Source organism: Massilia sp. BGA-UO-ETr-WB1 (assembly GCF_059567845.1).
Window position 1 is genome coordinate 558031 of record NZ_JCAQOT010000023.1, and the last position, 12170, is coordinate 570200.

Consider the following 12170-nt stretch of genomic DNA (forward strand, 5'->3'; position numbering starts at 1 on the left):
CCGGCCAGGCCGGCCAGGCCGGCCGTCAGGCGGGCGGCAGGCCCCGGTAGCGGAACTGCGTGGCCCGCACCTCGCCCTTGCCGGCGCTGTAGATGCCCACTTTCAGGCTCAGGAAGCCGCCGAACACGTTGTGGTGGAAGCCGGACACCTCCATCTGCCAGGGGTGCTTGATCCACTGCCTGCCGTCGCGCGAGTAGTGGAAGGTGACGATGTTGGCGCGGTTGGCGACCTTCACGTGCACGGTCCCGCCGTCCATCCTTTCCCGCATCCAGCTTTGCTCTTCGCCGCAATGGTAGGTGAACATCTGCCCGGCGCTGAAGCCGATGCCGCAGAAGCCGCGCTGGCTGTAGTACAGCAGCAGGCCGCCCTGGGCGCCGCCGATCGTTTCCAGCACCACGGAAGCCTCGTAGTCGCGGTCGCCGACGATGCAGGTGAGCGGCGAGCAGTCGGCGGCGGAGGTGCCCTTGCCCTGGATGACGAGGCTGTTGCCGTCGTAGCGCGCGCGCTGCATTTCATTGGGGCCCGGATCGAAGAAGCTCCACTGCACGCCGAACTTGTTGGACGAAAAATCGTCCGATAGCGCCTGGCCGGCCGGCCCCGCGCGCCCCCCCTTCGGCTTGCGCATGGGCTTGGACAGTGTGCCGCCGCGCGCGCGGAACCAGCCGTCGCTGGTCCACTCGATGGGTTCGAGCAGCGTCTGCCGGCCCAGCGTGCGGAAGCCGTTCTCGTAGCCGTGGTAGACCATCCACCAGTCGCCGCCCGGGCCTTCGATGACGGTGGCGTGGCCGCGCGACCACCAGGGTTCGTCCGCGCTGCGGGTGCGCACGATGGGGTTGTGCGGGCAGTTCTGCCACGGGCCGTGGATCGAGCGCGAGCGGGCCACGGTGATCATGTGGCTGGTGGGCGGGCCGGAGGTGCCGCCCACGGCGGACACCAGGTAAAACCACTCGCCGCGCCGGAACAGCTTGGGGCCCTCGGGCGCGAACATCTCCACCACCCAGTCTTCCGGATAGCGCCATGGGTCGTAGACGTGCTCCAGTTGCCCGGCCGTGGACAGCCCGTCGTCCGACAGGGCGATGCGGCGCACGCCGTTCATGAACAGGTAGCGCTTGCCGTCTTCGCCAACGGCGTGGCCGGGATCGATGCAGCCGGCGATCTTCAGGTCGACCGGATCGCTCCACGGGCCCCGGATGTCGTCGGCATGGATGACGAAGATGCCGCTCTCGCCGTTCGGGCTGGCGGGAATGTAGATGTAATAGCGGCCCTGGTGCTTGACCAGGTCCATCGCCCAGACCGAACCGAGCGGCTTGCTGAGCGCGGCGCAGATGGGCGCCCAGTTGACCAGGTCGCGCGAATGCCAGATCACCACGCCCGGGTAGGAGAAGAAGGACGAAAACGTCATGTAGTAGTCGTCGCCGTCCTTCAGGATGGTCGGGTCAGGGTGGTCGCCGGAGATGATGGGGTTGATGAAGGTGCCGTTGCCGAGGTCCGCCTTGCGCTGGCCTTCGATGCCGTAGGCGGCAGGCAGTGCGCCCGCCGCGCCTGCCGCGCCGGCGGCGGGGCAGGCTGCGGACGCGGCACCCGCCGTGAACGGCGCGGCGGCGGCGCCCGCGCCGGCCAGGGCCAGCTTGAACAGCCCGCGCCGGCCGGCCTGCTTGATGTCGCTTTTGTCCGCCATCCTATTTGCCGATCACTTTGGTCAGGCCTGGCGCCTTGCGGGCCAGCTCCTGGTCGCCGCTCACCGTCAGGCGGCCGGCGCCGTCGTTCCACTGCAGGCGCGCCAGCGTGCCTTTGCCTTTTTCATAATCGTACGAGACGCCGTCGTCGTCATACAGCGAGAAAGCGCCATCCTTGCCCGGATAGACGCGGATCTCGGCGATAGCCTGTTTGGTCGCCGTCGACTGGATCTCCGCGCCGAACGGCACGATGGAGCCGGCCTTGACGAACACCGGCATCTGCTCGATGGGCGCCGCCACCTTCACCCAGCGGCCGCCCGCCAGCTTCTCGTTGGTCCAGAAGTTGTACCAGTCGCTGCCGGCCGGCAGGTAGACGTCCTTCTCGGTCTGGCCCTGCTCGGTGATCGGCGCCACCAGGAAGGCGGGGCCGAACATGTACTGCGTGCCGATATTGGCCACGTTCGCATCGTTGGGGAAATCCATCCACAACGGCCGCATGAACGGCGCGCCGCTGTCCCAGGTGGCTTTGGCCTGGCTGTAGATGTACGGGATCAGCTTGTAGCGCAGCCGGTCGTAATCGGCCAGGATGGTTTCGGCGTGCTGGCCGAATTCCCAGATTTCCGCGTGCTTGCGGTCGCCGTGCACGCGCAGGGTGGGCAGGAAGGTGCCGTACTGGAACCAGCGCGTGAGCAGTTCCGGGTAGTCGTGGTTCTGGCCGATGGTGGCGGCGGCGCCGGCCGGATCGACCAGCGGTTTTTTAGTCGCCTTGGTGGCTTGCGGCAGCCACTGCCAGCCGCCGATGTCGTTGCCCCAGTAGGCGATGCCGGACGCCGTCATGTTCAAGCCGGCCGGCACCTGGCGCGCCAGCGCTTCCCAGGACGGATGGATGTCGGAAGACCAGAACAGGGCGCCGCTGCGCTGCGAACCGAGGTAGGCGGCGCGCGACAGGATCAGCGCGCGCTTGTTCGGCTTCCATGCGCGCATGCCGTCGGCCACGCCCTGCACGTGCAGCAGCGGGAACAGGTTGCGGTAACGGTCGCCCGAACCGATCGAATAGAAATAGCCGTCCGGCACCAGGTCCGGTTCGGTCTCGTCCAGCCACGGATAGTCGAAGCCCTGCGACAGGATGTTGTCGCGCACGCGCTCCCAGAACCACTGGCGCGCGGCCGGGTTGGTGGAGTCGATCAGGGCGCCGGTGCGGTCGGAGCGGAAGGGCAGGCCGTCCACGGTCTTGCCGTCCTTGTCCTTCAGGAAGTAGCCCTTGGCATCGAGTTCGTTGAAGTAGCGGCCCGCCGTTTCATAGCGCGGCCACACGGAGATGATGGACTGCATGCCGAGGTCGTGCAGTTCCTTGTTCATGGCGACCGGGTCGGGGAACTGGGCCGGGTCGATGTCCATCTGGCCCATGCGCGTCCAGTGGAACCAGTCCACCACCATGATGTCGAGCGGGTATTTTTTCTGGCGGTAGGTCTTGGCGACGCGCAGCACTTCCTGCTGGCTCTCGTAGCGCGCCTTGGACTGGATCAGGCCGAAGGCGGCCTTGGGCGGGATCGGCGTCTTGCCGGTCACGCGCGCATAGCCCGAGTAGATCTCTTCCGGCGTGTTGCCGGTGATGACGAAGAAGCTGACGCGCTCGCCCACGTTGGACTGGAACGCTGTGCGGCCGTTGACGCCGGCGATGAAGCGCGTGGCGGAAGGATTGTCCCAGACGATGCCGTAGCCCCTGGACGACACCATGAACGGCACGCACACCGTTTCGCCGGCCGGCGCGTCGTACCAGTGCTTGCAGTCGAGCACGCGGCCGCGCAGGTCCAGCGGGCCGGTCGATTCCTGGTTCTGGCCCATGCCGTAGTAATGCTCGTCGGCCGGCGCGCTGAAGGAGGCGCCGGCCTGGTAGGTCTTCTCGGTGTTGACGGTCTGCGGCGCCAGCTCCCAGCCGGTCATGTCGAGCACCGTTTCGCCTTTCGCGTTTTTCACCTTCAGCGCGACCGGCGCGAGCTGAGGCGCGAAGTACTTCTCGCCCGAGGTCGGCACGCGCGGCAGCGGCGCCGGGGCCACGGTGAGCGTCAGCGCCTGCGAGGCGAAGCTGTCGCCGTCCTTGCCGGAGGTGTGGCGGAAGGCGGCGTTGTCGGCGTTCTGCGGCAGGATGCCGTAGCCCGGTCCCTTCAGCGCCTCGGCCTTGTCGGCGGCGATTGTGACGTGGACGACGTTCGGGCCGTAGGCCTCGACCGAGACCCACGCGCCGTTGCGGTCCAGCGTGGTGATCGGCGCGCCATGCGCGGCGGCGCCCAGCATCATCATGGAAATCGAGGCGGCCAGGGCCTTGCGCTTGTATTGCACTGTCATTGCTACTCCTGCGTTGGGTTGTTTATTCTGCGATCAGTTTGCGTTCGCGCAGCCATTCTTCGGCGCGGCGCGGCCAGTTCGACGCCGTGCCCTGGCCGGCGCGCATGGCCATGCCGTGGCCGCCGCGCTCGAACACGTACAGCTCGGCCGGCACGCGCGCGCGGGTCAGCGCCTGGAAGAACAGGATGCTGTTCTCGGCCGGCACCAGGCCGTCGTCCTGCGAATGGAGCAGCAGGGTGGGCGGGGTCGACGCGTTGACCTGCTTGTGAAGCGACATCAGTTCCACCAGTTGCTGCTGCGGCGCCGCGCCCAGCAAGGCATGGCGCGAACCCTGGTGCGTGACGGGCGGCTCCATCGAGATGACGGGATACATCAGCATGGCGAAGTCCGGCCGCGCGCTGACCGCGTCGAGCGGGTCGGATGCGTTGCCGCTGCGGCCGGACGGATGGTCGTACAGGGTGGCGGCGCTGGCCGCCAGGTGGCCGCCGGCCGAACTGCCCATGACGCCGATACGGTCCGGCGCCACGCCGTATTTCGCGGCCTGCGAACGCACCAGGCGCACCGCGCGCAGCACGTCCTGCAGCGGCGCGGGATGGCCGTAGCCGGACAGCCGGTTCTTCAGCACGAAGGCGGTCACGCCCAGGCCGGACAGCCATTGCGCGTACTGGTGGCCTTCGCGGGTGAAGGACAGGAACTCGTAGCCGCCGCCAGGGCAGATGATGACGGCGGTGCGGGCCGGGCGGTCGTAGGAGGCGGGGTAGACCGTCAGCGTGGGTTCGCTGATGTTGCTGATGCGCTCACCGTCCATCCGCTCCGGGCCGGCAAGCGGCCTGGCCAGCGGGCCCGCTTTCGGCAGGCCGCCGGACCACAGCGCGACAACACCGGTTTGCGCGAGTGCGCCGGCGGTGGCCAGGAACAGCAGGGCCGTAATCCAAGATCGCATGAGTGTCATCCTTTGTGGTTGCTGGCGTTCCATCTTCACAGACTCGCCTATGGGCGGCAATTATGAAAATCACCGACGCTGCGAATGATTTGCCGTAAGCCCCATCGCTGCCGTTCCGGAGGGAAAACGATGGTGTTAGCATCCGCTCCACGAATGAAAAAAAGAGGGGACCAAAGGAATGAAACACGTGCCACGTATATGCCTCGCCGCGCTAGGCGCGGCGTTTTCCATCACGGCGGGGGCGGCGCCGGCCGCTTCCGTCAAAGCGCCGCCGCGCCAGGTCGTGCTCGACGCGGCCAAGGCCAGCGAGCCGCTGGACCGCTTCTTCGACCTGTCCATCGGCTCCGACTATCCGGGCACGCTGATACGCGACGACAGCATGGCGCAGCTGAAAACGCTCACCGAGGAAACCGGCTTCCGCTACATCCGTTTCCACGCCATCTTCCACGACGTGCTGAAGACCGTGCGCAAGGAGAACGGCAAGCTGGTGTACGACTGGACCAAGCTCGACGAGCTGTACGACAAGCTTCTGGCGCGTAACATCAAGCCGTTCGTTGAACTGGGCTTCACGCCCAAGGCGCTGGCCACGTCGAAGAACCAGATCTTCTACTGGGAGGGCAACACCTCGCACCCCGAGCACGCGGGCTGGAAGGACCTGATCGGTGCCTTCGTCAACCACATCCAGCAGCGCTACGGCAAGGAAGAGGTGCGCACCTGGTTCTTCGAAGTGTGGAATGAGCCCAACCTGGACGGCTTCTGGGAGCGCGCCGACCAGAAAGCCTATTTCGAGCTGTACGACCTGACTGCCAAGACCATCAAGGCGATCGACCCGGCGCTGCGCGTGGGCGGCCCGTCCACCGCGGGCGCAGCCTGGGTGCCGGAATTCCTCGACTACATGGACAAGAGCGGCGCGGCGGTGGACTTCGTCACCACCCACACCTACGGCGTGGAGAGCGGCTTCCTGGACGAGAAGGGCGTGGACGACACCAAGCTGTCGCCGTCGCCGGACGCCGTCATCGGCGACGTGCGCCGGGTGCGCGAGCAGATCACCGCCTCGAAGTTTCCCAAGCTGCCGCTGTACTTCACGGAGTGGAGCACCAGCTACACGCCGCGCGACCTGGTGCATGATTCCTACATCAGCGCGCCCTACATCCTGAGCAAGCTGCAAGGCAGCAAGGGCCTGGCGCAAGGCATGAGCTACTGGACCTACACCGACCTGTTCGAGGAGCCGGGGCCGCCCACCAAGCCGTTCGAGGGCGGCTTCGGCCTGATGAACCCGCAGGGCATCCGCAAGAGCGCCTACTTCGCCTACAAGTACCTGCATGCGTTGAGCGGCAAGGAAATCCCCGTGAAGGACGCGCAGGTGATGGCGGCCACGGACGGCAATGCGCTGCGCGCGGTGGTGTGGGACTTCCAGCAGCCGGACCAGAAGGTCAGCAACCGCTCCTTCTACAGCCGCGTGCTGCCGGCCACGCCGTCGGCGCCGGTGGCGGTGCAGTTCCGCCACGCCAAGGCGGGCAAGTACCGTTTGCAGGTGCGCCGCACCGGCTTCAAGGCCAATGACGCCTACACGGCATACATCGAAATGGGCGCGCCCAACACGCTCACGCCGGCGCAGGTCGAGCAGCTGCACACGCTGACCAGGGACGTTCCCGAGTCCGACCGCGTGGTCAGCGTCGGCAAGAGCGGCGCCCTCGACGTCACCGTGCCGATGCGCAGCAACGACATCGTGCTGGTGACGCTGGAGCCGCTGGCCAGGTAATATCGTGACGGGCTAACGAGCCGCCGGAGCTGCCTGCTCCGCCTGGTAGTGCCACTCCACCGTATCGGAGGCCGCGCCCGCCGTGACGTCGAGGCGGTTGGCGCCTTCCGCCAGCTGCACTTGCCACGTTGCGATGCGGCCAACCACGGGCTGCGCGCCGAGGTCCACGCCGTTGAGGCGCAGGCTGGCGCTGGCCTGGTTGCTGTACACCTTCACCTGCACGCCGGCCTCGCGGCGCTGCGCATGGCGGCGCGACGTGATGTGCACCATCGGCCGCGTGCTCCAGTTGGCCTGGTACCAGAAATACGCATCCTTCTTCACGCTGCGGTCGAAGCTGACCAGTCCCTTGTCGTTGAAGCCCGGCCGGTCGCCTTCGTTGCGGCCTGCGGACGGGAAGTCGAACCCCACCCAGATGAAATTCGCCCACAGCCACGGCCGCGCTTCCAGCTGGGGCCAGGCCGCTTCGTGGTACAGCGCCTGGTACTGCTCGGGGTGCCAGCGCCCGTCCGGCTTGGGGCGGCGCGGCGGGTCTTCCTGCTGCAGCGCACTGCCGCCCGCTCCGTATTCGCTAACCGACAGCGGCGCGGCGGGGCGCCGCGCGCGGTTCGCGTCCAGGAAGGGGCCGAGGGCGCCGAATTCGCCGTCGTACCAGCCGTAGTACACGTTTGAGCCCAGCGCGTCCGTATGCGAAGCCTGCGGGCCGTCGATGGGGGCGCAGCAGTTGGCGTAGGCCGTGGGCCTGCTGTCGTCCTCCCTGCGCGCCATGCGGTGCAGCAGGGACAGGACGCGCGCGCTGTCGTCATCGACCTTGTAGATCTCGTTGCCGAGCCCCCACACCATGACGGAGGGATGGTTGCTGTTCTGGCGTATCAGCTCGCGCAGCTGCTGCACGCTGTTGGCCTGGAACGCTTCCGTGCCGGCGACGGCCGCCGTCAGCGGCATTTCGGTCCACACCAGCCAGCCGTTGCGGTCGGCCAAGTCGTAGGCGTGCTGCGGGTGCTGGTAGTGCGCGTAGCGCAGGCCGGTCACGCCCAGGTCCGCCAGGATGCGGTAGTCGGCATCGATGTCGGCGTCGGAGACGGCGGGGCCTTTGCCGGGCAGGACGGTCTGGTGCACGTTCACGCCGTGCACCGGATAAGGCGCGCCGTTCAGCAGCAGGCCCCGGGCCGGGTCCAGGCGGATGTCGCGGATGCCGGCCTGGAACGACAGCCGGTCCGGCGCTCGGGCCGGGGCGCCGTCGACGCTCAGTTCGGCCTCGCTGGTGTACAGGTAGGGATCGCGCACGCCCTGCCACAGGCGCGGGGCGGCCAGCACGCGGTCCAGGGCAACGGCGGTGACGCTGCGCGGCGGCAGGGTCACCGCCTTGCGCGCCGTGGCGACCACGCGCTGCCCGGCGTCGCGCAGGCGCGCGGTCACGACGGCGCGCACGGCATTGCCACGGCCGTTGGCCACGCGCGCGGTCCACGCCAGCGAGGCCTGCTTTGGCGACACGCCGGCCGCCTTGAAGTAGACGCCGGGGCCGCCATAGTCCAGCATGTCGAAGTGCACGTCGCCGGTGGTGACCAGGCGCACCTGCCGGTACAGGCCGCCGAACATGGTGTAATCGCCGCCCAGCGGCGCCACGTTGCCGTCCGGCGCGTTGTCGACACTGACTTCGATGTCGTTGCGGCCGTTTTTCAGCCACGGCGTCACGTCGAAGCGGAAGCGCGCGAAGCCGCCCGCGTGGCGTCCGGCGTGCTTGCCATTGACGCGCACTTCCGTCACCAGCATGGCGCCGTCGAATTCCAGGAAATGGCGCCGGTCCGCACCTTGGCGCGGCAAGTCCAGCGTGCGCCGGTACAGGGCCTTGCCCCGGTAGGGCTGCGGGCTGGCGCCGTCGCCGGTGTCGAAGCTGTGGGGCAGGGTGACGGCTTGCCATGACTGGCTGTCCGCCTTCCTGAAAAGCCAGTCCGCATCCAGCGGCATGACGGCGCGCGCCTGCTGCTCGCCGGCGTGTGCGTTTCCTGCGGCGCAGGACGCCATCAGCGCCGCCTGGAAAATCCATGGCCATGCGTGTCGCAACGTGAGCATTCTTCTCCCTTCGAAATGGTTTGCGGCCATTGTCCGCGCCGCCGCGCCGCGCTGCAATCGAGGCGCCGCCGCTTGGCTGATTTCGTTCGCCGGTTTAACGAATTTCACAATTGCCGCACGCGGTGGCAACTCGCACAATGTTCTGCCAGGTAGAAGAGCAACTCAGAATAATTCAAAACAGTTTCAGGGGGACACGCATGGAAACTGCATACAAACGCATCGTGGTCGTTGGCGGCGGCGCGGCCGGCTGGATGGCGGCGACGGCGCTGGCCAGTGCACTGCCGGGCAGCACGGTGGAACTGGTTGAGTCGGAGGAGATCGGCATCATCGGCGTGGGTGAAGCGACCTTCCCGTCGATCCGTGCCTTTCACAAGATCCTCGGCATCGACGAGGCCGAGTTCCTGCGCGCCACCAACGGCACCTACAAACTGGGCATCGAGTTCCGCGACTGGCGCGTGCGGGGCGAAGGCTACTTCCATACCTTCGGCGACTTCGGCGCGCTGGCCGGCCCGCAAGCCCTGTGGGGCCAGTACCGCCGCCTCGGCGAGGCCGGCCTGGGAACGCTGGGCGAACAATGCCTGCCGAGCGTGATGGCCAGCCAGGGCCGCTTCCAGGCGCCGCCCGAGCAGGAGAAATTCTTCAACTACGCCTACCATTTCGACGCCGTGCTGTACGCCGGCTTCCTGCGCACGCTGGCGCTGCAGCGCGGCGTGCGGCGCACCGAGGGCCGCATCGTCGATGTGGCGCGGTGCGCCGATGGCGGCGTGGACCGGCTCAAGCTGGCCGATGGCCGCGCCGTGGACGGCGACTTGTTCATCGACTGCTCCGGCTTCGCATCGCTGCTGCTGGGGCGCACCCTGGGCGAGCCCTTTGTGGATTTCAGCCACTGGCTGCCGGTGGACCGGGCCTGGGCCTGTCCCAGCGAGCGCGGCGGGACTGAACTTGCGCCGTACACGCGCGCCACTGCGCTTGAAGCGGGATGGGCGTGGCGCATCCCCCTGCGCAACCGCACCGGCCACGGCCACGTGTTCGCCAGCCGCTACATTGACGAGGACCGCGCGCGCGAGCAATTGATGCAGCAGATGGACGGCCCGGCGCTGGCCGAGCCGCGCCTGCTGCGCTTCACCACCGGCCACCGGGAGCGATTCTGGGTGCGCAACGTGGTGGCGCTGGGCCTGTCGTCCGGCTTTCTGGAGCCACTGGAGTCGACCAGCATTTTCCTGGTGCAGAGCGGCCTGGGACGCCTGATCGAGCAACTGCTGCCGGGGGCGGCGCCCAGCGTGGAGGAGGTGGCCGATTACAACGTGGCCATGGTGCGCCAGTTTGCGCGCGTGCGCGACTTCATCATTCTGCATTACCGCCTCACGGCGCGCCGCGACAGCGAATTGTGGCGCGCCATGGCGTCGATGGAACTGCCCGAAACACTGGCTTTCAAGATCCACGCCTGGCGCCAGACCGGCACGCTGCACCAGTACGGCGAAGAGGGTTTCGACGCCACCAGCTGGCTGGCGATCCACGCCGGCATGGGGCACTGGCCGGAACGGGCCGATCCTGCGCTGGGCGAGCTGGCGCCCGGGCTGGCGCTGCAAGCCCTGCGCCAGCGCCGCGACAGCATCGCCGCCGCCGTGGCGGCCATGCCCAGCCATGACAGCTACCTGCGCAGAGTGCTGGCGCGCTGAACCCAACAACTAAAGGAGACAAAATGAGGCGTAGAGATTTACTGAAGTCCATGGGCGCGGCGATTCCCGCAGCCGCCCTGTCCGGCGTGGCGCACGCGGCCGACGCACTGGCGCAGGCTCCATCGGGAGCCATTGCCCCCGGCCCGTTTACGCCGGACTGGAATTCGCTGGAGAAGTACCAGACGCCGGACTGGTTCCGCAACGCCAAGTTCGGCATCTGGGCGCATTGGGGGCCGCAATGCGAACCGGAGTTCGGCGACTGGTATGGCCGCATCATGTACGAGGAGGGCAGCGACGTCTACCGCTACCACGTGCAGAAATATGGCCATCCGTCGAAGTTCGGCTTCAAGGACGTGATCCGCCAGTGGAAGGCCGAGCAATGGAATCCCGGCGAGCTGATGGCCTTGTACAAGCAGGCCGGCGCCAGGTACTTCATGGCCCTGGCCAACCACCATGACAACTTCGACCTCTACCGCAGCCGCCACCAGCCGCAGTGGAATTCAACTGCCATGGGGCCACGCAAGGACCTGGTCGCCGGCTGGAGCAAGGCCGCGCGCGCCAACGGCATGCGCTTCGGCGTCAGCGTGCACGCCGCGCACGCGTGGACCTGGTACGAGACGGCGCAGCGCGCCGACAAGAGCGGCCCGTACGCCGGCGTTCCCTACGACGGCAAGCTGACCAGGGCGGACGGCAAGGGCCAGTGGTGGGAAGGGCTCGATCCCCAGGCGCTGTATGCGCAGAACCATCCGCTGAGCAAGGCCGACGGCGACGGCGGCGTGCATCACGAGCAGTGGCACTGGGGCGGCGGCGCCTCCATTCCGAACCAGGCCTACTGCGACAACTTCTTCAACCGCACGCGCGACCTGATCGACTCCTACGACCCTGACATGGTGTATTACGACGACACCGTGCTGCCACTGTGGCCATTTAGCGACGTCGGCCTGCGCCTGGCGGCGCACATGTACAACCGCAGCATTGCCACCAAGGGGAAGCTGGAAGCGGTCGTCAACGGCAAAATCCTCAATGCGCAGCAGCGCCGCAGCCTGGTGCTCGATATCGAGCGCGGCCAGAGCAACAAGATCGAAGAGCTGCCGTGGCAGACCTGCACCTGCATCGGCAGCTGGCACTACGACCGGCGTGTGTATGACAACAAGAGCTACAAGAGCGCGCAGACAGTGGTGCACACGCTGATCGATGTGGTCAGCAAGAACGGCAACCTGCTGCTCAGCGTACCGGTGCGCGGCAACGGCACCATCGACGAGCAGGAGCGCGCCATCGTCGAGGAAATCGGCCGCTGGATGGACGTCAACGGCGAGGCTATTTACGACACCCGGCCGTGGCGCATGTTCGGCGAAGGGCCGGTGGCGGCCGAGGCGGGCGCGCCACTGTCGGGCGCGGGCTTCAACGAGGGCAAGGGCAAGCCGTTCTCGGCGGCCGACATCCGCTTCACCGCCAAGGGCGAGGCGGTGTACGCCTTCGTCATGGGCTGGCCGGAAGCGGGTACGGTGTCGATCAAGTCCATGCGCAGCGGCAGCCCGCATCTGGCAGGGCGCGTGGGGCGCGTGGAGCTGGTGGGGAGCGGGCAGGCGCTGGCCTTCCGCCAGACCGGCGAGGGCCTGCAGGTGACGCTGCCGGCCGGCAGGCCGGCGCTGGCTTATGCCAGCGCATTGAAGATCACCTGAAGATCCGAGCGG

Annotated in this window: 7 protein-coding genes; 3 read left to right on the forward strand and 4 right to left on the reverse strand. The window is 67.5% G+C overall.

All coding sequences use genetic code 11. The features are described 5' to 3' along the window. Positions 1-25 precede the first annotated feature (25 nt). From AC56DV_RS11015 to AC56DV_RS11025, 3 genes are read right to left on the reverse strand one after another with little or no spacing between them, the layout of a single operon-like run. A complete protein-coding gene (locus tag AC56DV_RS11015; protein WP_496314314.1) occupies positions 26-1678 on the reverse strand; it encodes a family 43 glycosylhydrolase in 1653 nt (550 codons plus the stop codon). A 1-nt stretch (position 1679) separates the two neighbouring features. After that, the gene (locus AC56DV_RS11020) at positions 1680-4022 is read right to left on the reverse strand and encodes a glycoside hydrolase family 31 protein (RefSeq protein WP_496314315.1); all 2343 of its coding nucleotides are present in this window, start codon (positions 4020-4022) and stop codon (positions 1680-1682) included. A gap of 22 nt (positions 4023-4044) precedes the next feature. Continuing rightward, positions 4045-4965, reverse strand: a complete 921-nt coding sequence (locus AC56DV_RS11025) for an alpha/beta hydrolase (protein WP_496314316.1) — start codon at positions 4963-4965, stop codon at positions 4045-4047. Positions 4966-5152: 187 nt separating this feature from the next. Here AC56DV_RS11025 and AC56DV_RS11030 point away from each other — a divergent pair, with 187 nt between their 5' ends. Next, a complete protein-coding gene (locus AC56DV_RS11030) occupies positions 5153-6727 on the forward strand; it encodes a GH39 family glycosyl hydrolase (protein ID WP_496314317.1) in 1575 nt (524 codons plus the stop codon). A gap of 12 nt (positions 6728-6739) precedes the next feature. Here the strand turns inward: AC56DV_RS11030 and AC56DV_RS11035 are convergent, their stop codons facing one another. Next, entirely contained in the window at positions 6740-8797 is a 2058-nt protein-coding gene (locus AC56DV_RS11035; RefSeq protein ID WP_496314318.1) for a glycoside hydrolase family 2 protein, read from the reverse strand. A gap of 197 nt (positions 8798-8994) precedes the next feature. Between AC56DV_RS11035 and AC56DV_RS11040 the strand changes: the two genes are divergently transcribed. Next, positions 8995-10476: a tryptophan halogenase family protein gene (locus AC56DV_RS11040; protein WP_496314319.1), complete on the forward strand. Its 1482-nt coding sequence runs from the start codon at positions 8995-8997 to the stop codon at positions 10474-10476. A 23-nt stretch (positions 10477-10499) separates the two neighbouring features. Further along, on the forward strand, positions 10500-12158 hold the full coding sequence (locus AC56DV_RS11045; protein WP_496314320.1) for an alpha-L-fucosidase: 1659 nt from the start codon (positions 10500-10502) through the stop codon (positions 12156-12158). The last annotated feature ends 12 nt before the right edge of the window (positions 12159-12170 follow it).

Coding starts and splice junctions, on each gene's coding strand:
- AC56DV_RS11015 (WP_496314314.1), bottom strand. CDS start 1,678: ATGGCGGACAAAAGCGACATCAAGCAGGCCGGCCGGCGCGGGCTGTTC.
- AC56DV_RS11040 (WP_496314319.1), top strand. CDS start 8,995: ATGGAAACTGCATACAAACGCATCGTGGTCGTTGGCGGCGGCGCGGCC.
- AC56DV_RS11045 (WP_496314320.1), top strand. CDS start 10,500: ATGAGGCGTAGAGATTTACTGAAGTCCATGGGCGCGGCGATTCCCGCA.
- AC56DV_RS11020 (WP_496314315.1), bottom strand. CDS start 4,022: ATGACAGTGCAATACAAGCGCAAGGCCCTGGCCGCCTCGATTTCCATG.
- AC56DV_RS11025 (WP_496314316.1), bottom strand. CDS start 4,965: ATGCGATCTTGGATTACGGCCCTGCTGTTCCTGGCCACCGCCGGCGCA.
- AC56DV_RS11035 (WP_496314318.1), bottom strand. CDS start 8,797: ATGCTCACGTTGCGACACGCATGGCCATGGATTTTCCAGGCGGCGCTG.